20 protein-coding genes and 1 pseudogene are annotated in these 24,042 nt (G+C 40.9%); 9 read left to right on the top strand and 12 right to left on the bottom strand.

Going from position 1 to position 24,042, the window contains the following annotated elements:
- Window positions 1-764 precede the first annotated feature (764 nt).
- The 9 genes from H5160_RS01090 to H5160_RS01050 all read right to left on the bottom strand — a co-directional run bounded on the left by H5160_RS01090 (window position 765) and on the right by H5160_RS01050 (window position 10,572).
- Entirely contained in the window at window positions 765-1,646 is an 882-nt protein-coding gene (locus tag H5160_RS01090) for a LysR family transcriptional regulator (RefSeq protein ID WP_002961883.1), read from the bottom strand.
- Window positions 1,647-1,980: 334 nt separating this feature from the next.
- Complete coding sequence (locus H5160_RS01085) at window positions 1,981-2,637, bottom strand: CoA transferase subunit B (protein ID WP_039489749.1); 657 nt, start codon at window positions 2,635-2,637, stop codon at window positions 1,981-1,983.
- 14 nt (window positions 2,638-2,651) lie between these two features.
- Window positions 2,652-3,350, bottom strand: a complete 699-nt coding sequence (locus tag H5160_RS01080) for a CoA transferase subunit A (protein WP_008135270.1) — start codon at window positions 3,348-3,350, stop codon at window positions 2,652-2,654.
- A 261-nt stretch (window positions 3,351-3,611) separates the two neighbouring features.
- The gene (locus tag H5160_RS01075) at window positions 3,612-4,508 is read right to left on the bottom strand and encodes a hydroxymethylglutaryl-CoA lyase (RefSeq protein ID WP_182736445.1); all 897 of its coding nucleotides are present in this window, start codon (window positions 4,506-4,508) and stop codon (window positions 3,612-3,614) included.
- A complete protein-coding gene (locus tag H5160_RS01070; RefSeq protein ID WP_182736443.1) occupies window positions 4,508-6,496 on the bottom strand; it encodes an acetyl/propionyl/methylcrotonyl-CoA carboxylase subunit alpha in 1,989 nt (662 codons plus the stop codon). The genes H5160_RS01075 and H5160_RS01070 overlap by 1 nt, the downstream gene beginning before the upstream one ends.
- Before the next feature lie 8 nt (window positions 6,497-6,504).
- A complete protein-coding gene (locus H5160_RS01065; RefSeq protein ID WP_182197624.1) occupies window positions 6,505-7,275 on the bottom strand; it encodes an enoyl-CoA hydratase/isomerase family protein in 771 nt (256 codons plus the stop codon).
- A gap of 12 nt (window positions 7,276-7,287) precedes the next feature.
- Window positions 7,288-8,895 (bottom strand): carboxyl transferase domain-containing protein, encoded by a 1,608-nt coding sequence (locus tag H5160_RS01060; protein WP_182736441.1) that lies wholly within the window; start codon window positions 8,893-8,895, stop codon window positions 7,288-7,290.
- 10 nt (window positions 8,896-8,905) lie between these two features.
- On the bottom strand, window positions 8,906-10,081 hold the full coding sequence (locus H5160_RS01055) for an isovaleryl-CoA dehydrogenase (protein ID WP_182736440.1): 1,176 nt from the start codon (window positions 10,079-10,081) through the stop codon (window positions 8,906-8,908).
- 56 nt (window positions 10,082-10,137) lie between these two features.
- Entirely contained in the window at window positions 10,138-10,572 is a 435-nt protein-coding gene (locus H5160_RS01050) for a MerR family DNA-binding transcriptional regulator (protein WP_008135264.1), read from the bottom strand.
- Between the two features lie 330 nt (window positions 10,573-10,902).
- On the opposite strand from H5160_RS01050, the gene H5160_RS01045 reads away from it, so the two are divergent.
- From H5160_RS01045 to H5160_RS01015, 7 genes are all read left to right on the top strand, one after another.
- On the top strand, window positions 10,903-12,084 hold the full coding sequence (locus H5160_RS01045) for an acetyl-CoA C-acyltransferase (RefSeq protein ID WP_182736438.1): 1,182 nt from the start codon (window positions 10,903-10,905) through the stop codon (window positions 12,082-12,084).
- 138 nt (window positions 12,085-12,222) lie between these two features.
- Window positions 12,223-13,713 carry a CoA-acylating methylmalonate-semialdehyde dehydrogenase gene (locus H5160_RS01040; RefSeq protein ID WP_182736436.1) on the top strand — a complete coding sequence of 497 codons (1,491 nt, stop codon included), beginning with the start codon at window positions 12,223-12,225 and terminating at the stop codon, window positions 13,711-13,713.
- A gap of 151 nt (window positions 13,714-13,864) precedes the next feature.
- Window positions 13,865-15,022, top strand: coding sequence for an acyl-CoA dehydrogenase family protein (locus H5160_RS01035; RefSeq protein WP_182736434.1), 1,158 nt, complete (start codon window positions 13,865-13,867; stop codon window positions 15,020-15,022).
- 10 nt (window positions 15,023-15,032) lie between these two features.
- Window positions 15,033-15,824, top strand: coding sequence for an enoyl-CoA hydratase (locus H5160_RS01030; RefSeq protein ID WP_182736432.1), 792 nt, complete (start codon window positions 15,033-15,035; stop codon window positions 15,822-15,824).
- Entirely contained in the window at window positions 15,824-16,975 is a 1,152-nt protein-coding gene (locus tag H5160_RS01025) for an enoyl-CoA hydratase/isomerase family protein (RefSeq protein WP_182736430.1), read from the top strand. The genes H5160_RS01030 and H5160_RS01025 overlap by 1 nt, the downstream gene beginning before the upstream one ends.
- Window positions 16,976-16,985: 10 nt before the next feature.
- Window positions 16,986-17,885, top strand: coding sequence for a 3-hydroxyisobutyrate dehydrogenase (gene mmsB, locus H5160_RS01020; RefSeq protein ID WP_182736428.1), 900 nt, complete (start codon window positions 16,986-16,988; stop codon window positions 17,883-17,885).
- Between the two features lie 9 nt (window positions 17,886-17,894).
- On the top strand, window positions 17,895-18,665 hold the full coding sequence (locus H5160_RS01015; RefSeq protein ID WP_149592399.1) for an SDR family oxidoreductase: 771 nt from the start codon (window positions 17,895-17,897) through the stop codon (window positions 18,663-18,665).
- Between the two features lie 122 nt (window positions 18,666-18,787).
- Here the strand turns inward: H5160_RS01015 and H5160_RS20560 are convergent.
- Window positions 18,788-19,091 (bottom strand): annotated as a pseudogene (locus H5160_RS20560) (phage integrase N-terminal SAM-like domain-containing protein); the annotation flags it as partial.
- 244 nt (window positions 19,092-19,335) lie between these two features.
- Here H5160_RS20560 and H5160_RS01000 point away from each other — a divergent pair.
- A complete protein-coding gene (locus tag H5160_RS01000; RefSeq protein ID WP_002961860.1) occupies window positions 19,336-19,557 on the top strand; it encodes a hypothetical protein in 222 nt (73 codons plus the stop codon).
- A 678-nt stretch (window positions 19,558-20,235) separates the two neighbouring features.
- On the top strand, window positions 20,236-21,393 hold the full coding sequence (locus H5160_RS00995) for a DUF547 domain-containing protein (RefSeq protein WP_182672632.1): 1,158 nt from the start codon (window positions 20,236-20,238) through the stop codon (window positions 21,391-21,393).
- 541 nt (window positions 21,394-21,934) lie between these two features.
- Here H5160_RS00995 and H5160_RS00990 read toward each other — a convergent pair.
- Window positions 21,935-22,963 (bottom strand): methionine synthase, encoded by a 1,029-nt coding sequence (locus tag H5160_RS00990; protein WP_182736425.1) that lies wholly within the window; start codon window positions 22,961-22,963, stop codon window positions 21,935-21,937.
- A 78-nt stretch (window positions 22,964-23,041) separates the two neighbouring features.
- A complete protein-coding gene (locus H5160_RS00985) occupies window positions 23,042-24,019 on the bottom strand; it encodes a DUF1852 domain-containing protein (RefSeq protein WP_182736423.1) in 978 nt (325 codons plus the stop codon).
- Between the last annotated feature and the right edge of the window lie 23 nt (window positions 24,020-24,042).

Raw genomic sequence — 24,042 nt, 5'->3', positions numbered from 1 at the left:
CACCTAACTTGAACCATTTTTCACACTGACAACATCTTCACACACAATATAAAGATTCTGTTTGCTACGCTTAAGTAGCTTTGTTTTACATATCATGTGGTTTGAGCCAAGAATAAAAACAGTTCAAGCTAAGTTACCACCTAACTTGAACCATTTTTCACACTGACAACATCTTCACACACAATATAAAGATTCTGTTTGCTACACTTAAGTAGCTTTGTATTACATATCGTATGGTTTGAGCCAAGAATAAAAACAGTTCAAGCTAAGTCACCACCTAACTTGAACCATTTTTCACACTGACAACATCTTCACACACAATATAAAGATTCTGTTTGCTACACTTTGGTAGCTTTATATTACATATCATGTGGTTTGAGCCAAAAATAAAAACAGTTCAAGCTAAGTCACCACCTAACTTGAACCGCTTTTCACACTGACAACATCTTCACACACAATATAAAGATTTTTTACTGCTACTTATGAGTTACTAAAACTCAAAAGGTTGCATTTATTGCTCTTAAGAAACAATTTAACTAAGTTGTTTTGAGCTGATAAAACAACTTTAATATTTAACTTTATTTTCGACAAACGATAAAAACAAAACCAATGAGTGAAAAAAATTAAACTATAGACTTTAGTCTAATGCATGGTGATAAGTTTATGTATTTAATTAAAAAATTATTTGAATTTGCAGAGAGGTTTAGACGAGTTCAGTAATACAACATAGAGTAGGTTGTATTACTGAACTCGCCTAATAGGGATTATTCTTGGATTTTTCTAAACGTATTTACAACCCACTTTGCAAATAAATCAAGCGGGTGATTAGGGGTACTTGATTCGTGCTGCACTAAATAATATTTATCTTTAGTGGTTAAAGGCTGTTCAAATAATTTATACAACCATTGCTCATCTAACCAACTTTGGCTAATTGGCAGTGGAATAAGGGCAATTCCCATACCTTGCTGCGCTGCACGGGCTACGCCAAACATGCTATCTATTTGAATAATCTGCGAGGGAGAAAAGTCATCAATACCTGCTTTTTCAGCCCATTGGTGCCATGCCCAAGGACGAGCTTTGTGGAGGATCAGCGGGACTTGGTTAAGCGCTTGACGATGATCGTCCCTCCACTGATCGAGCAATTTTTTATTACATGCAGGAATATATTCAAGGTTAAACAACTCAGTCGCTAACCCTTCAGTAGGTTTACCAGAGGACAATACAATAGATAAATCGCTATGACGCGTTAATTCTTTGCGTGTTTTAAGCGTGTCCATTTGCAGGTTTATATTAGGGTGTTCTGAGGTCCACTCACTTAATTTAGGCATGAGTAGTTCGCTGGCAAAAAATTCAGGCAAGGTAATCGTCAAATTTGTATTTTGCTGCATCTGACTAAATTCATTAATGGTGCTCTCTAACATTGTGATGATAGGAGACACAGCATCAAAAAAGTTTTTACCCGCTGTGGTTAAGCTAATTGAACGCGTTTTACGTTGAAAAAGCTCAATACCAAGTTGTTCTTCAAGTTGTTTTATTTGATGGCTTACCGCAGACGGCGTTAAGTACAGCTCATTAGCTGCATGCTTAAAACTTAGGCTTCTTGCGGCAAAGCAAAAAGAGCGAAGGCCACGAATAGGAGTTTGCATGTTTTCCAGAATTATTTAATTTATTGAGACGCCTTACTTAGGCAAAATTTAAACCAACTATTTAATGTTTAAATATCAGTAGGTTAAAAATAAAATTAACGCTAGTTCACAAAAAGGGTGCAGGCTATCCACAAAATAGTGCAAAGAATCTAAGCGCTTACATTTAATTTATATTTGTATTATAGATAAAATTTACTACAGATGTATGAATGACGGTAAAAATAATGACAAAAGATAAAAAAAATCCCTCGTAAGAGGGATTTTGGGTAACTCAGCGCCATTGGCACTGGGAATGAGGTCGGTACAGGGTAAAGCGTTATTTTTAAGCTAGAGCCTAAAAAACCATTTCTGGAACTTCACCGTCAACAAGTAATTTACCTGCTGTTTTACTAATGATTTCATCAACAGATACGCCCGGAGCACGTTCTAATAGATGAAATGCGCCGTCTTTAACTTCTAATACGGCTAAATCTGTTACTATTTTTTTTACGCAATTAACGCCAGTAAGCGGTAAAGAGCAGGCTTCTAATAGTTTAGAGTCACCATGCTTACTTGCATGGGTCATAGTAACAATAATATTTTTCGCGCCAGCGACTAAATCCATCGCGCCACCCATGCCTTTAATCAGCTTTTTAGGGATCATCCACGATGCGATGTTGCCGTTCTGGTCAACTTCAAATGCACCCAGAACGGTTAAGTCTACATGACCACCCCGTATCATGGCAAAACTATCTGCACTATTAAATATGGCTGCACCTGTGGCTGCTGTCACGGTTTCTTTACCCGCGTTAATCATATCGGCGTCTAGCTCTGCTTTAGTTGGGTACGGGCCCATGCCTAAAAGGCCATTTTCGGACTGTAACATAACTTCAATATCATCTGGTACATAGTTTGCGACGAGTGTCGGAATTCCTATGCCCAAATTTACGTAGTAACCATCTTGAAGTTCTTGTGCAACGCGCATTGCAACTTGTTCACGTGATAATGCCATAATTTTGCTCCTGCTTAATCTCGTGTTGTTACACGTTCAATGCGTTTTTCAAAGCTGCCTTTAATAACGCGATTTACAAAAATACCCGGGGTATGAATTTGGCTTGGTTCAAGCTCACCCGGCTCTACAATTTCTTCTACTTCGGCAACGGTAATTTTGCCCGCTGTTGCCGCCATTGGATTAAAGTTCATGGCGGTGTGTCTAAACACTAAATTACCAAAGCGGTCGGCTTTCCACGCTTTAACAATAGCAAATTCACCCGTTATAGATTCTTCTAAAATATACGGGCGACCATTAAACTCTTTTACGTCTTTACCCTCAGCCACAGGAGTACCGTAACCGGTTGCGGTGTAAAACGCAGGTATACCCGCGCCACCAGCACGCATTTTTTCAGCTAGTGTACCTTGAGGCGTAAGCTCTACATCAATTTCGCCACTTAATAACTGCTGCTCGAATAGGGCATTTTCGCCAACGTACGAGGCAACTACTTTTTTAATTTGTTTGTCTTGTAATAAAATACCTAAACCAAAGTCATCAACACCACAGTTATTAGATACTACGGTTAAGTTTTTTGTTTGCATGTGCTTAATTTGTTTAATTAAGCCCTCAGGAATACCACATAAACCAAAACCACCGGCAATAATGGTATCGCCGTCTTTTAATCCTTCCATTGCAGCTTCGTAACTAGAAACTACCTTATCAAAACCGGCCATGAGTCTCTCCTCATTGTGTGCTATTTGTTGTTAACTATCTTTAATCATCATTTCATAAGATAGCTATTTAACCTGAACTCTGGTTAATAGATTTACTAACATATGAATCAGGGTGATATTTAAATTTATTTTCTCTAGCCAGAGATTTTCAGTGAAAACAAGGCGAATTTACGCGTCAATAGCTGGCCTATTGCAAGTAAATTCAACGCAGTTAATGCTGAAAATAGCTGCTCGAGATAGATTTATTATCCAGAGCTCAGGTTATTTTGTGTGCAGTGCCACAGATACTTTGCTCACAGGTTGCTTACCAAGTGCTTTGGTTATCTCCCAGCCAGCGTCACTTAACCTTCGTAAATCAATTGAGTGTTCAATGCCAAGCCCTTGCAGTAAGTAAACTACATCTTCGGTGGCAACATTTCCTGACGCCCCCTTAGCATAAGGACAGCCACCAAGGCCCGCAACTGCCGCGTCAACCGTTGCAATACCTAGGCTTAAAGCTGCGTAAATATTTGTGAGCGCTTGGCCGTATGTATCATGAAAATGCACGGCCAACTTGGCTTTATCAATGTGCGTTAAAAGTAACTCGATTAATTGCGTTACTTTTTTTGCGGTGCCAACACCTATGGTATCGCCAAGGCTTACTTCGTAACAGCCTAAATCTAATAGCTTTTGCGATACACTTAGTACTGCTTGCGGGTCAATATCACCCTCATAGGGGCAACCGAGTACACAGCTTACATAACCACGTACACGAATATTATTAGCTTTAGCAAACGCCATTACTTCGCTAAAACGTTCAATACTTTGCTCAATTGAGCAGTTGATATTTTTTTGACAAAACGACTCACTTGCAGCGGTAAATATAGCAAACTCTTTAATGCCAACAGCGTGCGCTGCTTGTGCACCTTTTAAGTTAGGTGTAAGGGCGCTTAAATTTACATTGGGTAAATCAAGGGCTGATATTACATCCGCTGAGTCTGCCATTTGTGGCACCCACTTAGGGGAGACAAACGCGCCAGCTTCAATATCTTTTAAGCCAGCAGCACTTAGGGCGTTAATAAGCGCTACTTTATCGGCTGTGCTTACTGTTTTTTCGTTTTGTAGGCCGTCTCGCGCGCCAACTTCAACAATACGTACTTTACTTGGAAAGGCACTCATTATGCACCTTCCTCAGTTGTATCTTCGACAATAGCAAGTAAGGCTCCATGCGTTACTAATTCGCCTTCACCAAAACAGTAGCTTTTTAAAATGCCGTCATGCGGTGCGTTTAGCGTGTATTCCATTTTCATGGCTTCGATAATAACAACCGCATCGCCTTTGGTAATTGTGCTACCAATGTCGATTAAGTGCTTAACTACTGTGCCATTAAGCGGCGCCGCAAGTGGCAGTGCTTCACTTTCGTGCGAACTAATATAATGTTTATCAACTAGCTCAAGCTTAGTTTGCAGTGCTTTATTCATCACTGTCACACTATTGCCTACCGTAGTTACGTGCGCGCTATGTTTTTCACCGTTGATAAAAACAGTGCACAGATTATTATTTAATGTGCCTTGTAGTTTAAATACATGCTCGTTATGCGTAATACTATAACCCGCTGCTGTTTTTATAGCGCTTAGCTGTAAATCGGCAAAAGGGACTTTAATTACTTGTGGTGCATTGAGTGTAAAACCACTCAGCTGTTGCCACGGGCTTGCACTGCTTTGCGTATTTTGGGTATTAGTTAACGATTCTAAATACGCAAAAGCACCAATAAGCTGACTTGCTTGTAATAACGATTCGTTAACCGCAACTAACGAATCACCTTGCTCTGCAATAAAGTGTGTACTTGGCGCACCTTGTTTAAACGTAGGGTGGCTTGCTAAATTATGTAAAAAGCCAATGTTAGTGCTAAAACCTGCTAAATGAAATTGCTCAAGAGCGTGTTGTAAACGGCTCAGTGCTTGTTCGCGATTGTCGTCGTGCACAATAAGTTTTGCAATCATCGGGTCGTAAAACGGGCTGATTTCGTCGCCTTGTGCAATGCCTGTATCAATGCGTACAAATTCACTGTTAAGCGGTGTGTGTAGTGCTTCAATAGTGCCCGAACACGGGATAAAGTCGTTAGCTGGATCTTCTGCGTATATTCGCGCTTCAAAGCTATGACCCTGCAATTGAATATCACTTTGTGTCAGTGGCAATGTTTGCCCACCCGCAATATTAATTTGCCAATTGACTAAATCTACACCCGTTACCATTTCGGTCACAGGGTGTTCTACTTGAAGGCGCGTATTCATTTCCATAAAGAAAAATTCATCGCCACACAGTAAAAACTCAACCGTACCTGCGCCTCTATAATTTATAGCCAGAGCACAACGTACAGCCGCTTCGCCCATTTCTTTGCGTAGTGCGTCAGATAAACCCGGAGCAGGGGCTTCTTCAATTACTTTTTGATGACGACGTTGCAAAGAACAATCACGATCGCCTAAATAAACACAGTTGCCATGGTTATCTGCAAATACTTGCACTTCTACATGGCGAGGTTGGTTTACATAGCGCTCTAATAACACTAAGTCGTTACCAAAACCGGCAATCGCTTCACGTTGCGCACCTTGTAGTGCGCTCATAAAGTCTTGTGCTTTTTCAACCACACGCATGCCTTTACCACCGCCACCAAAGGCCGCTTTAATGAGTACAGGGTAGCCAATTTTTTCAGCTTCACTTTGTAAAAAAGCAGGGTCTTGCTTATCACCGTAATAACCAGGCACTAACGGTACATTAGCAGCTGCCATTATTTCTTTAGCGCGGGTTTTAGACCCCATTGCTTCAATGCTACTTGCTGGTGGCCCTATAAAAGCAATGTTATTAGCTTCGCAGGCTTTAGCAAATTCGCTGTTCTCAGATAAAAAACCATAGCCTGGGTGAATACAGTCAGCGCCGCAGTCTTTGGCAACTTGTAAAATTTTGTCTGCTACTAAATACGAATCTTTACTTGGCGCGGCACCAATATGGTAAGCCTCGTCAGCCATTTTTACGTGCTGGGCATGTTTGTCTGCATCAGAGTAAACCGCGACCGTGGTTAAGCCCATTTGTTTTGCGCTGCGCATTACACGGCACGCAATTTCTCCACGATTGGCAATCAGTATTTTTTGTAATCGTTGTGTGTTCATAATCAATCCTACAGTTGCCAAGCGGGTGGGCGTTTATCAAAAAAAGCACTTAGCCCTTCTTGACCTTCTTCAGATACGCGAATTTTTGCAATACGCTCTGCGGTAAGCTCAATGAGTTCATCGGTTATTGGTTTATTTGCTACATCGTTAATTAATGCTTTTGCGGCTTTTACTGCAACAGGTCCGTTATCAATCAGTGTTTGCAGCATATTATCGAGCGCACAGTCTAAATTACCGGTTACTTGATGAATTAAGCCAAGTTGCTTAGCAGTATGTGCATCAAACACTTCAGCCGTTAAAAAGTACCTGCGAGCAGCGCGCTCACCAATAGCTTTAATAACGTATGGACTAATAACCGCCGGAATAAGACCCAGTTTTACTTCACTTAAACAAAATTGTGCATCGTCTTTACTAAGGGCTATGTCGCAACAGGCTATTAAGCCCAGAGCACCACCAAAAGCGGCACCTTGCACAGCACAAATTGTAGGATGCGGGGAGCTTGCCAATACCTGCATTAATTTAGCTAATTGCATTGAATCAGCTAGGTTATCGGTGTAATTGTTATCAGCCATTGATTTCATCCAGGCTAAATCGGCACCGGCTGAAAAGTGTTTACCTTCTGTTTTTAAAACCAAAGCACGAATATCAAGCGTATTTGCATGTTCAATACACTGAATAAGTTCGTGTATTACTTCACTGTTAAATGCGTTTCTTTTTTCTGGGCGACTTAACACAAGTACAGCCACATTAGATTTTGTTATTTGTAGTGTTACTGACATTTTGCGCTCCGGTTACATTCTAAATACGCCAAATTTCGAATCACGTTTTGGTGCGTTATTCGCAGCCGTTAACGCAAGCCCTAATACATTACGCGTATCGGCAGGGTCTATAATGCCGTCATCCCACAAGCGTGCGCTTGCGTAATACGGATGACCTTGCTCTTCGTACTGTTCAATAATTGGCTTTTTAAAATCACTGATTTCTGGCTCGCTCATGGTTTGGCCTTTGCGTGCTAAACCATCTTGTTTAACTTGCGCCATTACACCAGCTGCTTGCTCGCCGCCCATTACCGAAATACGGGCATTAGGCCACATCCACATCATGGTTGGTTCAAATGCACGGCCACACATACCGTAGTTACCTGCGCCGTATGAGCCGCCAATAAGTACTGTGAATTTAGGCACATCAGCACACGAAACCGCCATCACCATTTTAGCGCCGTGCTTAGCAATACCTTCGGCTTCGTATTTTTTACCCACCATAAAGCCGGTAATATTTTGTAAAAATACTAAAGGAATATTGCGCTGAGCACACAGTTGAATAAAGTGCGCGCCTTTTTGCGCCGACTCACTAAATAAAATACCGTTATTAGCCACTATGCCAACAGGATTGCCGTAAATACTGGCAAAACCGGTGACCAGCGTTTCACCAAAGTAACGTTTAAATTCATCAAATGATGAGTCGTCCACTGTGCGCGCTATTACTTCGCGTACATCAAATGGCTTTTTAAGGTCGGTGCCTACAATGCCGTAAAGCTCGTTTATATCGTAACGGGGTGGTTTTACATCATCTAGAAGAGGGGCCGTAGGGCGTGTATAATTAATACGCTCAATACATTGGCGCGCAATAGACAGCGCATGAGCATCGTTTTCAGCGTAGTGATCGGCAACACCCGAAATTTTACAGTGCACATCGGCGCCGCCTAACTCTTCGGCTGTTACTTCTTCGCCGGTTGCTGCTTTTACAAGGGGCGGACCTGCTAAAAATATAGTGCCTTGATCTTTTACAATAATACTTTCATCGGCCATTGCAGGTACGTACGCACCACCTGCGGTACATAAGCCCATTACTACAGCAATTTGTGGAATGCCTTTACCCGACATACGGGCTTGATTGTAAAAAATACGACCAAAATGCAGTTTGTCGGGAAATACATCATCTTGCTCTGGCAGATTTGCACCGCCCGAATCCACCAAATAAATACACGGTAAGTGGCAGCGCTCGGCGATATCTTGTGCGCGTAAATGCTTTTTAACGGTAAGCGGAAAATATGTACCGCCTTTAACCGTGGCATCGTTTGCAATAATCATGCATTCAACGCCTTTAACACGGCCAATACCGGCTACAACGCCTGCACAAGGTATTGCTTGTTCGTACACACCAAAGGCAGCAAATTGCGAAATTTCTAAAAACGGTGAGCCTTCGTCAATTAATGTATTTATGCGGTCGCGTACAAATAATTTACCACGGCCTTCGTGGCGCTCTTTTAATGCAGCGCCTCCGCCTTGGCTAATTGTTGCTACTTTACTGCGTAAATCATCCACCAGCGCTGACATATTTTTATGGTTTTGCACAAACGTTGGGTCGTGAGGATTAACGCTCGATTTTAAAATAGTCATGGTTTAATCCTTAACGGCTTTCTGTGAAAAGTTCGCGGCCAATAAGCATGCGACGAATTTCGGATGTACCTGCACCAATTTCGTATAATTTAGCGTCACGAAGAAGACGACCCGTTGCGTATTCGTTTATGTAGCCATTGCCACCTAAAATTTGAATTGCATCTAGCGCCATTTTAGTTGCAAGCTCTGCGGCGTATAAAATGGCACCGGCGGCATCTTTACGGGTGGTTTCGCCTCGGTCACACGCTTTAGCTACCGTGTATACGTATGAGCGCGCAGCATTCATTTGTGTATACATGTCGGCTATTTTGCCTTGAATTAACTGAAATTGACCAATAGGGGTATCAAACTGTTTACGCTCATGAATGTACGGTACCACTATGTCCATACACGCTTGCATTATGCCAAGCGGGCCCGCTGCAAGTACTACGCGTTCGTAATCAAGACCACTCATAAGTACTTTAACGCCTTCGTTTAAGTTACCTAAAATGTTTTCCTGGGGTACTTCGCAGTTTTCAAATACTAGCTCACAGGTATTTGAGCCGCGCATACCCAGTTTGTCGAGCTTTTGTGCTGTTGAAAAACCAGGAAAGTTGCTCTCAACAATAAATGCGGTAATGCCTTTAGCGCCAGCGTTTAAATCTGTTTTAGCGTAAATAACGAGTGTGTGTGCGTCTGGGCCATTGGTGATCCACATTTTATTACCGTTTAAAATGTACTTATCTCCTTTTTTTTCGGCTTTGAGTTTCATCGATACAACGTCAGAACCCGCATTAGGCTCGCTCATTGCAAGAGCACCAATGTGCTCACCACTAATAAGCTTAGGTAAGTATTTTTCTTTTTGAGCTTGTGTGCCGTTACGGTTAATTTGATTAACGCACAGGTTTGAATGTGCTCCATAGCTTAACCCTATAGAGGCACTGGCACGGCTTATTTCTTCCATAGCAATAACATGTTCTAAGTAACCTAATCCTGCGCCGCCTAGCTCTTCAGATACGGTCATACCTAGTACGCCCATTTCGCCCATTTGAGTCCAAAGTTGATTTGGGAAAGCGTTGTCTAAGTCCGTTTTTTCAGCAAGCGGGGCAATCTCCTGACTCGCAAAACTATTTACGTGGTCGCGGATCATATCGGCGGTTTCGCCAAGGCCAAAGTTCATTTCTTTATATAGTGAAATAGTGCTCATGATTCATTCCTGTGTGACGTGTGTGTTGTCAGTGTGTTGTTATTTTAAAAATAAACTTACTCGTCTATTTTATTAAGCGTGTCTCTGCAGCGGCGCTCGGCCGTCACCAACTCCATAAGAACAACTTTAATGTCGTCCATTTGTTGAGATAGGTCTGCTTTTTTTTCTGAAATAAGGTCAAGCATAGTAACCAACTGCTTAGCGCTTGATTTATCTGCGTCGTACAGTTCAAACAAACGACCGGTTTCGGCCAATGTAAAGCCAAGGCGCTTACCACGTAATATTAGTTTTAAACGCACTTTATCGCGTTTTGAATAAATACGGGTTTGACCATTACGTTCTGGCGTTATTAACCCTTGGTCTTCGTAAAAGCGAATAGAGCGGGTTGTAATGTCAAATTCTTTAGCGAGTTCGCTAATGCTAAATGTTTGTTCATTACTGGCCGGCATTTTGGCTGAGCTTGCAAAGTTTGTTTGATTATCTGGTTTCATAATTGTATTTACCTCATTCGAATAACTCCAATATAAGTGAAGTTTACGTAAAGGTAAAGCTTGGTGTGGTTTGAAACTATTTATAAAGGGATGTTTAAGCGAGGTATTGATTTATATTATTAATATTCAATGGGTTATTTTTATTTTATCAGTGTAGTCCAACCGATGGAAAATAATCCTTACACTTATAAAACTAAAAATTAAGCTGTTTTTAGTTGACGTTGGCGTAAACGTTAGTATTGTGTAAGGGTATTAAATAATAAATGAATACTAAATTAATAGAGCAAATATACTAACAACTATTTGCATATAAATACAATGGAGTTAGTTATGACTTTAGAATCAGTGGTAATTGTAGCAGCAAAACGCACCCCAATGGGTGGTTTTATGGGAGCGTTAAGTGATGCGCAGTCTACCGAGCTTGGCGCTACCGCCATTGCAAGTGTACTCACACAAACTGGTTTAGCTAATGATGCAATAGACGAAGTAATTATGGGCTGTGTATTACCAGCAGGCCTTGGGCAAGCACCTGCACGCCAAGCAATGTTAAAAGCAGGCCTTGCACTTAGCACTGGCGCTACAACAATTAACAAAGTATGTGGCTCTGGTTTAAAAGCAGCCATGCTTGCAAACGATTTAATTAAAGCGGGCTCAATTCAATCTGCTATTGCTGGTGGCATGGAGAGCATGACAAATGCACCGTACTTTATACCAAAAGCGCGTGGCGGTATGCGCATGGGACATGGCGAAATAAAAGATCACATGATGAGCGATGGCCTTGAAGATGCTTACGACAACAAAGCAATGGGTTGTTTTGCACAAGACACCGCCGATGAATACGGCATTGGCCGCGAGCAAATGGATGCGTTTGCATTAGGCTCATTAAGTAAAGCAAAAGCAGCAATACACAATGGTAGCTTTGATAACGAAGTTGCACCCCATACAATGCAAACACGCAAAGGCGATGTAACAGTATCGATTGATGAGCAACCAGGTAACGCCCGTCCAGAAAAAATCCCCACCTTACGTGCAGCTTTTAAAAAAGACGGCACTATTACAGCGGCTAATTCATCGTCAATTTCAGACGGTGGCGCAGCGCTTATATTAATGAGCGAATCAAAAGCAAAAGAGCAGGGCTTAACACCGCTTTGTAAAATTGTAGCGCACAGCACGCATTCTCAAAAACCAAGTGAATTTACAGTAGCGCCAGTAGGGGCTATGAACAGCGTGCTTGAAAAAGCAGGTTGGGCTGTAAACGATGTTGATCTTTGGGAAATTAACGAAGCATTTGCCATGGTAACCATGCTGGCTATTAACGAGTTAAAACTTGATGAAAGCAAAGTAAACGTTAATGGCGGTGCATGTGCACTTGGCCACCCAATTGGTGCAAGCGGCGCGCGTATTTTAGTAACGCTTATTCATGCTCTTAAAAACCGAGGCCTTAAAAAAGGCATTGCGTCTTTATGTATTGGTGGCGGTGAAGCGGTTGCTATGGCTGTAGAAGCTTACTAATTAGGTATTTAACAGCAACATGAAGAGTTAAACGAATACCTAAATTAATAACTATAAAAGCGCTGCACTAATAATACTAATAAAGCGGCGCTACCAATTTCAAAAGAGAACACACAACTCACACACTAGGATTTAATCATGCACCAAGTTCCACTACTTATTAATGGCGAATTTATTCAATCAGCGTCAAAAGAGCTTATCGATGTTATAAACCCAGCAAATCAAGAAGTACTTGCACAAGTGCCATGTACCACAGAGTCAGAAATGGACGCGGCAATTGCCTCAGCCTCAGAGACGTTTAAAACATGGAAAGACGTACCCATTACTGAACGTGCTCGCATTATGATGAAGTACGCTGCGCTATTAAAAGAACACCATGATGAGCTTGCTACCATTATTTGCCACGAATTGGGTAAAACATTTGAAGATGCAAAAGGCGATGTTTGGCGTGGTATTGAAGTAGTAGAACAAGCCGCTAACGCTCCATCATTAATGATGGGTGAAACAATGGAAAACGTAGCGCGTAAAATCGATACGTATTCTTACATGCAGCCACTTGGCGTATGTGCAGGTGTTACCCCGTTTAACTTCCCTGCAATGATCCCACTTTGGATGTTTCCGCTGGCTATTGTGTGTGGTAACACCTTTATTTTAAAACCGTCTGAGCAAGATCCACTTACACCAATGCGTTTAGCAGAGCTATTTATTGAAGCTGGTGCACCAAAAGGCGTATTACAAGTTGTTCACGGTACAAAACCACAAGTAGACCGCTTACTAGAAGACAAAGCAGTACGCGCTATTTCGTTTGTTGGCTCGTGTGGTGTAGGTGCTTATATTTATTCTAAAGGCACGCAAAACCTTAAACGTGTGCAAGCCTGTGTTGGCGCTAAAAACCACATGGTTATTATGCCTGATGCAAGTAAATCGCACGTTGTAAACAACTTAGTAGGCGCATCTGTCGGTGCTGCTGGCCAGCGCTGTATGGGTATTTCGGTTGCTGTGTTTGTAGGTCAAGCAAGTCAGTGGGTAGATGAAATAAAAGCAGGCTTTGAAAATGTACGCCCAGGCGTGTGGGATGATGCAAACGCGGCATACGGTCCACAAACATCAAAAGCAGCAAAGGCACGTATTTTATCACTCATTGCTGGTGGTAAAGAGCAAGGCGCTACCTGTTTAATTGATGGTTCTGACTTTACGGTTGAAGGGTATGAGCAAGGTAACTGGGTTGGCCCAACGTTATTTACCGATGTAACCAAAGAGATGGATTTATACAAAGAAGAAATATTTGGTCCAGTACTAGCGTGTATGTTTGTAGACACGCTTGAAGAGGCAATCGCCCTTATTAACGACAGCCCTTACGGTAACGGCACCTCATTATTTACCTCAAGCGGCGCAGTGGCTCGTAAATTCCAACACGAAATTGAAGTAGGCCAAGTAGGTATTAATGTGCCAATTCCGGTGCCACTTCCGTTCTTTTCGTTCACCGGATGGAAAGGCTCGTTTTACGGCGATACTCACACGTACGGTAAACAAGGTATTCGTTTTTACACAGAAACTAAAACGATTACCTCACGTTGGTTTGAAGACGACATTGCGTCGGGTCCAAACATGAGTATTAACTTAAAGTAATCATGATTAAAACGAATAACTAATAATAAAAAAGATGGGCGCGAAGGCTACTTCACACACAACACACACATAAGCCTTCGCCGCTCGTCACAAACTATCCCTGTAACGGGAAACGCTAACAACACAACTAACACAATTAAAGAGGTCTACCATGGACTTTAACTTATCTGAAGATCAACAAGCCTTTGCACAAACTGCACGTCAATTTGCCGAGTCAGAACTTGCGCCCCATGCCGCAAAATGGGATCGCGAACATATCTTTCCTAAAGACACGATTAAAGCTGCGGGCGAGCTTGGTTTTTGTGGTTTATACACGCCAGAGGAAGCAGGCGGCCTTGGTTTATCACGTTTAGATTCGAGCATTATTTTTGAACAACTTGCTATGGGTTGTACCGCAACAACGGCCATGTTGACCATTCATAATATGGCCACCTGGATGGTAGCAAGTTTTGGTACCGATGCCGCTAAAGACAAATACGTAGAGCAATTAGTTATGGGCGAGTTACTTGCCTCTTACTGTTTAACAGAGCCAGGCTCGGGCTCAGACGCCGCATCACTTAAAACTAAAGCAGTGCTTGAGGGTGATGAGTACGTTATTAACGGCTCAAAAATGTTTATATCGGGCGCTGGCGAAACCGAAGTATTAGTGGTAATGGCACGTACAGGCGGCGAAGGCGCTGCGGGTATTTCGGCATTTGTAGTGCCTGCCGACGCAAAAGGCGTTGAATACGGCAAAGCTGAAGAAAAAATGGGTTGGAACGCACAACCAACACGCCTAATTAGCTTTGAAGATGTACGCATTCCTGCGCATAACTTGTTAGGCGCAGAAGGCGAAGGCTTTAAATTTGCGATGCAAGGCCTTGATGGCGGCCGAATTAACATTGCCACATGTTCAATTGGTACAGCGCAAGCGGCGCTTAATACAGCCCGTGAATATTTAAAAGAACGTACACAATTTGGTAAACCATTGGCTGCGTTTCAAGCATTGCAATTTAAAATTGCCGATATGAACACCGAACTTGTAGCTGCGCGCCAAATGGTAAGGCTTGCTGCATTTAAACTTGATAATAACGACGTTGAAAAAACCACTTACTGCGCCATGGCTAAACGCTTTGCTACCGATGTTGGCTTTACTGTGTGTAACGACGCACTGCAAATTCATGGTGGTTACGGTTACATAAAAGAATACCCGCTTGAGCGCCATGTACGTGATGTACGCGTTCATCAAATTTTAGAGGGCACTAACGAAATTATGCGTGTGATTATAGCGCGCCGTATTTTGGCTGAGTCTGCAAGCGACGTTTTATAAGGAGCAATGTATGTCAGAATCTAAATCTAATCCGAGTATTGAACTTACAACCGAAGGTCATGTTGCTATTTTAACTATGTCTAACCCGCCAGCAAACACCTGGACAAAAGACACCCTAGTTGATTTAAAAAATACCGTTAACGCGCTTAATAACAATAAAAATATTTATGCATTAGTACTGACTGGTGAAGGCGAGAAGTTTTTTAGCGCGGGTGCCGACCTAAACGTATTTGCTGGTGGCGATAAAGGCGTAGCCGCCGATATGTCGCGTGTATTTGGTGAAGCGTTTGAAGCGCTTACTAATTTTAGAGGCGTGTCGGTTGCAGCCATTAACGGCTATGCAATGGGTGGCGGGCTAGAAGTTGCCCTTGCGTGCGACGTACGTATAGCGGAAGAGCAAGCACAAATGGCGCTCCCTGAGGCTAAAGTTGGGTTGTTACCGTGTGCGGGTGGCACACAAAATTTAGCATGGCTAGTTGGCGAAGGCTGGGCAAAACGCATGATTTTATGCGGCGAGCGCCTAAAAGCTGATAAAGCTCTGCAAATTGGCTTAGTAGAAGAAGTAGTTCCACAGGGTGAAAGCTTTGCGGCCGCATTAAAACTGGCCAACCAAGTAGCCGATCAAAGCCCTAGCTCGGTAGCTGCGTGTAAAACATTGATTCAAAAAGGGCGCCATCAACCAATGGCAAGTGTATTGCCTCTTGAGCGCGAGTTATTTGTTGGTTTATTTGATACCGAAGATCAACAAGAGGGCGTAAATGCCTTTTTAGAAAAACGCCGCGCTAACTGGGTAAATGGCTAATGAGTGCTTTAACATTATTAAATAGCGCCGATGAGCCCGTGGTATTTGAAACCGCAACCGCAGAAAACGGCAGTTTAATTGGGCTTATTACACTCAATGCGCCAAAAGCCTTAAATGCACTTAATTTTGAGATGATCAAATTACTTGAGCCGCAATTGCGAGCTTGGCAAGACGATGATGCTATTGCAATGGTGTTGTTAAAAGGCGCAGGCGATAAAGCATTTTGTGCAGGCGGCGATGTTGTAAGCCTTCATCATGCAATGGCGCAAGGTAAACCAACAAGCTTAGTTGAAGAGTTTTTTACGCTTGAGTACAAGCTTGATTACCTTATTCATACCTTTGATAAACCAATCCTTGTTTGGGGTAACGGTATAGTGATGGGCGGCGGTTTAGGGTTAATGGCCGGTGCTAGCCATCGCGTCGTAACCGAAACATCTCGCATTGCCATGCCAGAGCAAACCATAGGTTTATACCCAGATGTAGGCGGCAGTTACTTTTTACATAAAATGCCACAAAACGTGGGGCTATTTTTAGGGTTAACGTCGGCATCAATTAACTGCGACGACGCGCGTTCTGTATCACTTGCCGATCACTTTATCGACAGCACTAAATATGATTCCATGCTTACGCAAATTTTAACTGCAAAGTGGGGCAAAACCGCAAGTTTAAATCATGAGCGTTTAACTAAGTTATTAACCGATTTAGACAACCAATCTGCGCGTATGCCAAAAGGCAATATAAAAGCTAATTTAAAAACGATTCAAAAGCTGGGTGAATTTACAACCTTGCAGGAGCAAGTTGATTATATTTTAGGGCTAGCTACTGACGATAAATGGCTACAACGCGCCCAAAAGTCACTTAAACACGGATGCCCACTAAGTTGCGCACTCGTTAGTGAGCAATTAAAAACAAGTAAAGGCAAAAGCTTATTAGCGTGTTTTAAAATGGAGCTGGGTATGTCGGTTCGTGCTGGCGAAGTAGGCGAGTTTCAAGAAGGTGTAAGGGCGCTATTAATAGATAAAGACGGCGCACCTAATTGGCAATACAAAACATTAAGTGATGTACCACAAACAATAATAGACAGCTTTTTTGTTAATCGTTTTGGCGAAAACCACCCACTTAATGGCTTAGACACGCCAATACACAAATAAAGGAAAGACGATGACTAAACTCAATATCGGTTTTATCGGCTTAGGCAATATGGGCGGCCCAATGGCGGCTAACTTAATTAAAGCTGGACATACTGTGAGCGTGTTCGATTTAAACCAGTCGGTCGTAAATGAACTTGCAAGCAAAGGCGCAAAAGCCGCAGTTGATGCAAAGCAGTGCGCAACAAATGCTGACGTACTTATTAGCATGTTACCTGCGGGCAAACATGTTAAATCCCTATACTTGGGTAATAACGGCGACAGCGGTTTAATTAACGTGCTGAGCAAAAATACATTAGTAATTGATTGCTCAACAATAGATGCAGAATCAGCACGCACTGTAGGCAGCGCACTTGGCGAGCAGAGTATTAGCTTTGTAGATGCACCGGTATCGGGCGGCGTTGCAGGCGCAACTGCTGGCACTCTTACCTTTATTGTAGGTGGCGAAAAAGCAGCGTTTAATAAAGCAAATACAGTGCTTAGTGATATGGGCAAAAACATATTTCATGCAGGCGATATTGGCGCAGGGCAAGTAGCAAAAATATGTAATAACATGCTACTTAGCATTTTAATGGCAGGCACCAGCGAAGCACTGCAAATGGGTATAAATAACGGCCTCGATCCTAAAGTACTTAGCGACATTATGACTGCAAGCTCTGGCCGTAACTGGACGCTTGAGCTTTACAATCCTTGCCCAGGTGTAATGGATACCGCACCGGCTAGTAACGATTACAAACCAGGCTTTATGGTTGATTTAATGGCTAAAGACCTAGGACTTGCCATGGAAGCCGCGCAGCAAAGTAATTCATCAACCCCAATGGGTTCAATGGCTAAAAATTTATACACTATGCTACAGCACCAAGGTGCGGGTAGTGATGACTTTAGTGCCATTTTTAAACTGTTTTCTAAGTAGGAGCAACGCGTGGAAATTAAAAATAACACGGTAGTAATAACCGGTGGCGCACAAGGTTTAGGCTTTGCAATGGCGCAAAAGTTTGCACTTATGGGTGCCAACATTGCTTTAATAGATATGGCGCAAGACTTATTAAACAACGCATGCGAGCAATTAACGCAGCTTGAAGGTGTAACTAGCAATATTAAAGGTTATGCCGCAAACGTAACAAATGAGAGCGAAGTAGAAAACGTATTTAATACCATTAATAGCGATTTTGGCCACATTGGTGTGCTAATAAACAACGCCGGTATTTTACGCGACGGCATGTTTATAAAGGCTAAAGACGGCAAAGTCGTTAAAAAAATGTCTCTTGAGCAATTTCAATCAGTGATTGATGTAAACCTAACAGGTGTGTTTTTAGCCGGGCGGGAAGCTGCAAGCCACATGATTGAATCTGGTAAAGGCGGCGTTATAGTTAATATGTCGAGCGTAGCGCGCGCAGGTAACATAGGCCAAACAAACTACGCGGCATCAAAAGCAGGCGTAGTGGCACTTACCACCACATGGGCTAAAGAACTTGGTCGATTTGGTATACGTGTAGGCGCTATTGCACCAGGTGTAATAAGTACCGCCATGACCGACGCCATGAAGCCAGAAGCCAAACAACGTATGCTCGCGGTAACGCCAGTAGGGCGCTTAGGGGAAAGCGACGAAATTGCGCATACTGCACAATACATAATCGAAAACGACTTTTTTACCGGCCGCGTGGTTGAAATAGACGGCGGCATTCGTTTGTAAACCGAACTGGATTAAGGTTGATTAAAAGCATAGCTCTTTGGGTTATGCTTTTTTGTTTTAAATCGGGGAGTTTATAATCTTGAAAAGGACTGATAACGGCGTTGGAAATTTGTTGTGAAATTAGTTGCTCGTTTGCTCTTAATAAAACCTAATGAGAATGGCTTTTTAATCACTTCTTTAAATAAAAAGCTCAACGCATTTAAGGCTTGTGTTTGAGTGTTAGGAGCAACATTTTGTTGGTTGACTAAACGAGTTTAAAAAAGCTAAAAAAAGTTCGACTTCATTATCTCCCATCGTTGTTGGGTGCCTCATAGAGTTAAATCGAATAAACGAAGCTATCCAGTATAAATACGCTTTAATAGTACTTTTAGCATAACGCTTTAGATACATTTGTTCGGCTATCATAGTTAAAAAAGATGATTTCATGATATGAATCTCTAGTAAAAGTTAACTGTATATATAGACAGTAATTGTTGTTTTGTCCAATATTACTGATCTCCACCATTTCGTGTATTTGTGCATTGATTAAAAATAATTTCCAGTTAACTAATTGTTTACAGGTGTTTATTTGATGATTAAGATAAATGCACTGTAATATATGGACATTTGTCGGTTTATAAAACGACAAATGTCGTAGACAAAATTGTTATAATCAAAGGAGCTGTAGTGGATGGAATCAAAAGTAAAGTTAACTGGTGGCACGTTATTCGTAATAGCGTTAATTGTTCTCTTTTTGGGGAATGCACGTTCCATAGAAATTGTAGAAAAACTAGATGAGATACAGTCTGATGTTTCTAGCTTAAAGAGTGAAGTTGCATCTTACAAGCAGCAAGTTGAAATATTGAAAAATGAAAACCTTAACTTAAAAGAACAGCTTAGAAGTGGTAATTAGTTATAACAAGCTGTTAAACAAGGACAATGCTCCTGACCCGTTTTAGTGGACACCTCCTCATCACTTTGAGGAAAATAATGATTAGGATGACACCTATCCTAATCATTAGGAAAAAAGCCAACAAAAACAGTATGAAGAGTGCATTATTATAAATAATGAATCACGCAAAAAGCTGAGCTATGTAGACAAAATGAAAGTAAAAATAGACAGCCCAATCGGGCTACGATAGCTGTTTATTAAAGAATGGCAAACGACTCGGCTGTATAGAGCCCGCTTTCCTTTAAATAAAAAGCGGAATATTACAGTGAATAAAGGCATGAATAAATTGACCTTACGGGGTCAAAAAAAAGTGAATGCCTTTACTTTACACTGCGGCAACTGTATTGCCTTGTTCATAAAATAGAAAAGTTGCAAAAGACGATAAATTAAGAAAGGGAGGCCCTTTTACCCTAAATTAAAGCTACTCAACCAGCCGCAACCCCTTCCAAAACGCCAATTAAAACAATATCAAACACTTTTTTATATTCTGCGTAAAATTACAGTAATCAATTGAACGAAAATAGGAACTCAGCTATGGTTTGTTTATCAATAAAAATAAATAAAAAACGAGTTAATCTACAGATTCGTTATGTTGCTCATGAAGAATGTGGGCTATTCTACTCAAAATAAGGATTTTTTATGAGTTTATTTAAATTAGTTAGTTTATTGATCAAGTTTAGTTGTTTGTTGTTGCTTTTAAGCGCCCCAAAATATCTTCATGCTGAGGATAAAGCCTACCCTCAATTTAGCGGTTATTCACCTAAATCTAAGTTAACAATAAACTTTGAACCTGTGAACATATTATTAGAATCGAATGTTCTTGATATGGGGCCATCCAGAAGAATAAATGCTAAACTTGACAAACCTCCGATAGGTACTAGGTTAAGAAATGTTTTCCCCAGTGCTACCCATAATGAAAGTAACAGATTCACATATGAGTTGATAAAATCTCCTAAACAAAAAAGTTTAGTCAATGATGTTAAAAAATATTTAGAATCATTGCCCGAGAAAAACAACCTTAATTTATATTCAAAACAAGAGCAATTGGCCTATTGGCTTAATCTTTATAACATTACTTTAATTAACGAAATTGTTAAGCGGTATCCAATAGTTAGTTTAGAAAAAATATTAACTGGTCCTGACTCACTATTGGATAAAAAGCTAGTGAATATTGGTAGTCTTCAGTTGAGTCTCAGTGACATACAGTATGGGATTTTAGATAAAAACTATAGTAAAGAACCTTTAATTATTTATGGATTATATCAAGGGTATATCGGCAGCCCAAATATCAATAAAAAAGCCTTTTCAGGTAAAAATGTATATAAGCTATTAAAAAATAATGCAACAGATTTTGTCAATTCGAATAGAGGTACAAAAATTGATTCTCTAAATAGTTTAGAGGTCTCAAGTTATTATGCGAGAAATGCTGATTATTTTCCTAATTTTAGCAATGACCTCAAACTTCATCTGTTGCAATTTGCTGATAAAACAACCCAAGAAATAATAAATAAGTCGGATAAAATTGAACCCATTATAAATAATTGGGCAATTGCTGATCTATTTGGAAGTAAAAGAGTCTTTGGTGGGGGCATGTCTACTAACTCAGCAGCATCAATAGGAATGTCAAGAAATTATGCGTTGACCGATAAAGTCACTAAAGACGCGAACACAGGTGGAAAGTTCAGACTTTCAGCTAGAGAAATAACCAGGTTAAAGGAGTTAATGAGAGTAAGAGCTAAGAATTACGGTGAGACATCCGTAACGATAACAGACCTAGAATTACAAGATGAAAACTAAAATTTACAATATATGAACAGTAGCTCAGTATGGTGAGAAAAAAAACAAATAAAAAACGAGTTAATCTATAGGCTTGTTAGGTATACAAGGAAGTATTGAGTCTGGTGTTGATCCTTAAAGAAAAATTCAAAACTATTTTTGAGTCTACTTTCTTAATCGTTGTATTCTTACTTTGTGGGTTGGCAATTAGTGATATCCTAATTCAGCCGTTTGCAAAACTCGTATTAATATCTATATTCTTTTTAGCATGGTTTATATTGCTAATTTATGGCTTAATTTACAAAGAGTCTTATATGTTTAAGTGTTCTGTAAAAAGTAGATTATTGATATACTTAGCTGAGCAGTTTATATATTGTTCTTTGATCATAATTACAGGTATTGTTCTCTTTCGAGCAGTGTATACCTAACAACACCTCTGAGGTGGACAGCAAGCTCTAAAGCTCACTTCCCACCGCAAGCTTTAACAGTGGTGATCTCTTACTTTTCAATGCCGTTAGGTAAGTTGATTCATCTTAGGGCGTATGTAGATTTAAACCCTATTTTACTTATTTAGTTCTTTTCTTATAATTTCAGCCCCAGCGCTCAAGGCATTTAGTTTACCTCTGGCTATATGGTGAGGTAGTGGAGCCATGCCGCAGTTTGTACACGGGTAGAGTTTGTCGGCATCTACAAATTGCAGTGCTTTACGTAGCGTATTAGCTACTTCTTCTGGCGTTTCGATAGTATGATTTGCTACATCAATTGCGCCTACCATTACTTTTTTACCGCGAATGAGTTCTAGTAAATCCATTGGTACATGCGAGTTATGGCACTCTAGTGAAATAATATCGATTTTAGATTGCTGAAGTTTAGGGAATGCTTCTTCGTACTGTCGCCATTCACTTCCTAGTGTTTTTTTCCAATCTGTATTGGCTTTAATGCCGTAGCCATAGCAAATATGCACGGCTGTTTCGCATTTAAGCCCTTCAATTGCGCGCTCTAAACAGGCAATTCCCCAGTCGTTTACTTCATCAAAAAATACATTAAACGCGGGCTCGTCAAATTGAATAATATTAACGCCTGCGGCTTCTAACTCTTTTGCTTCTTGATTTAGAATTATGGCAAATTCCCACGCTAGTTTTTCGCGGCTTTTATAATGATCGTCGTAAAGCGTGTCTATCATTGTCATTGGGCCTGGCAATGCCCATTTTATTGGTTGCTTGGTTTGCTTGCGTAAAAATTTAGCGTCTTCAACAAACACAGACTTTTGACGGCTGACAGGGCCCACAACGGTGGGTACACTTGCGTCGTATCGGTCACGAATTTTTACTGTTTTACGTTTTTCAAAGTCAACGCCATTTAGGTGCTCTATAAATGTAGTTACAAAGTGTTGCCTTGTTTGCTCACCATCGCTAACAATATCAATGCCTGCTTGTTGTTGGTCGAATAATGACAATCGAAGAGCGTCGTGTTTGCCTTGAGTTAATTCATCACCTTGTAATTTCCAAGGTGACCAAAGTGTTTCTGGCTCTGCAAGCCATAAAGGCTTAGGTAAACTGCCAGCAGTAGATGTCGGTAGTAATTTTTTCATAATAAATAATGCCGTATATTTTAGTTAATTATTAAACGTAGCGTTAAGCGCGTTATTACTGGTTGTTACCATTAGTTGTTATGACAGATAGCTAGTAGAGAATTGCTCAAGGACCGTTTGGTACGGCTTGATAAAATGCTCTTGTGCAAACTTGCCTTGCTCACTGGCTAACTTGCCCCGCTCTTCTCGGTCATACACAATTTGCGTTAGTGAGTGATCCAAGTTTTTTAAGTTTGGTTTATATGATTTACCCGCTGTTGCGTTGGCATTATAAATCTCTGGTCTGTAGATTTTTTGGAACGTTTCCATCGTACTAATGGTGCTTATAAGCTCAAGATTGCTGTAATCATTAAGTAAATCACCAAAGAAAAACAATGCTAAAGGCGCGGCACTATTTGGTGGCATAAAATAACGTACCCGTAAGCCCATTTTTTTGAAGTATTGCTCGGTTAAAGACGATTCATTTGGTTCGTATTCAACGCCAAGTACCGGGTGTTGGTTTTCAGTGCGGTTGTAGGTTTTGTTATCTGACACACTTAGGCATATAACCGGTGGTTTTTTAAAGTTTTGTTTGTATGTATCCGAATTTACGAATGACTGAAATAGCTTGCCATGTAAAACTCCAAAGTCATCAGGAATACTAAATTGAGGCTTGCCTTTATTGTGCTCTTGTAGGAGTACGCTAAAGTCGTAGTCGCGCACATACGATGAAAAATTGTTTCCTACAATGCCTTCAATGCGCTTATTAGTTTTATGGTCAACAATATTTGTTTTTAATATTTCGATAGAGGGGAAGCTTTCGCCGCCGTCTTCAATACCTATCTCAACAGAGACAATTTCAAGCTCTACAGCATAACGCTCACCTTTGGTGTTATCCCAGTGGGCTAGGGCATTAAAACGGTTGTTAATCATGTTTAAGGCGTTACGCAAGTTTGCTTTGCGGTATTCACCTCTGGCTAAATTAGCAAAGTTGGTTGTGATACGCGTATTAGTTGATGGATGATAATTTTCGTCGAGTGAAACGCTCTTAATATTAAATGTAAAATCTTTTTTCATCGTGTTTATATCCAATTTTATAA

The sequence above is a fragment of the Pseudoalteromonas sp. SG43-4 genome (genome assembly GCF_014164325.1).
GTDB lineage: Bacteria > Pseudomonadota > Gammaproteobacteria > Enterobacterales > Alteromonadaceae > Pseudoalteromonas > Pseudoalteromonas distincta.
The sequence above is the reverse complement of the archived record's forward strand: the minus strand, read 5'-3'. Positions and strand labels throughout refer to the sequence as shown.

Bases quoted from the DNA above. Each gene is read 5' to 3' on its own strand.
- H5160_RS01090 (WP_002961883.1), bottom strand. From the start codon at position 1,646: ATGCAAACTCCTATTCGTGGCCTTCGCTCTTTTTGCTTTGCCGCAAGA.
- H5160_RS01085 (WP_039489749.1), bottom strand. From the start codon at position 2,637: ATGGCATTATCACGTGAACAAGTTGCAATGCGCGTTGCACAAGAACTT.
- H5160_RS01080 (WP_008135270.1), bottom strand. From the start codon at position 3,350: ATGGCCGGTTTTGATAAGGTAGTTTCTAGTTACGAAGCTGCAATGGAA.
- H5160_RS01075 (WP_182736445.1), bottom strand. From the start codon at position 4,508: ATGAGTGCCTTTCCAAGTAAAGTACGTATTGTTGAAGTTGGCGCGCGA.
- H5160_RS01070 (WP_182736443.1), bottom strand. From the start codon at position 6,496: ATGAACACACAACGATTACAAAAAATACTGATTGCCAATCGTGGAGAA.
- H5160_RS01065 (WP_182197624.1), bottom strand. From the start codon at position 7,275: ATGTCAGTAACACTACAAATAACAAAATCTAATGTGGCTGTACTTGTG.
- H5160_RS01060 (WP_182736441.1), bottom strand. From the start codon at position 8,895: ATGACTATTTTAAAATCGAGCGTTAATCCTCACGACCCAACGTTTGTG.
- H5160_RS01055 (WP_182736440.1), bottom strand. From the start codon at position 10,081: ATGAGCACTATTTCACTATATAAAGAAATGAACTTTGGCCTTGGCGAA.
- H5160_RS01050 (WP_008135264.1), bottom strand. From the start codon at position 10,572: ATGAAACCAGATAATCAAACAAACTTTGCAAGCTCAGCCAAAATGCCG.
- H5160_RS01045 (WP_182736438.1), top strand. From the start codon at position 10,903: ATGACTTTAGAATCAGTGGTAATTGTAGCAGCAAAACGCACCCCAATG.
- H5160_RS01040 (WP_182736436.1), top strand. From the start codon at position 12,223: ATGCACCAAGTTCCACTACTTATTAATGGCGAATTTATTCAATCAGCG.
- H5160_RS01035 (WP_182736434.1), top strand. From the start codon at position 13,865: ATGGACTTTAACTTATCTGAAGATCAACAAGCCTTTGCACAAACTGCA.
- H5160_RS01030 (WP_182736432.1), top strand. From the start codon at position 15,033: ATGTCAGAATCTAAATCTAATCCGAGTATTGAACTTACAACCGAAGGT.
- H5160_RS01025 (WP_182736430.1), top strand. From the start codon at position 15,824: ATGAGTGCTTTAACATTATTAAATAGCGCCGATGAGCCCGTGGTATTT.
- mmsB (WP_182736428.1), top strand. From the start codon at position 16,986: ATGACTAAACTCAATATCGGTTTTATCGGCTTAGGCAATATGGGCGGC.
- H5160_RS01000 (WP_002961860.1), top strand. From the start codon at position 19,336: ATGGAATCAAAAGTAAAGTTAACTGGTGGCACGTTATTCGTAATAGCG.
- H5160_RS00995 (WP_182672632.1), top strand. From the start codon at position 20,236: ATGAGTTTATTTAAATTAGTTAGTTTATTGATCAAGTTTAGTTGTTTG.
- H5160_RS00990 (WP_182736425.1), bottom strand. From the start codon at position 22,963: ATGAAAAAATTACTACCGACATCTACTGCTGGCAGTTTACCTAAGCCT.
- H5160_RS00985 (WP_182736423.1), bottom strand. From the start codon at position 24,019: ATGAAAAAAGATTTTACATTTAATATTAAGAGCGTTTCACTCGACGAA.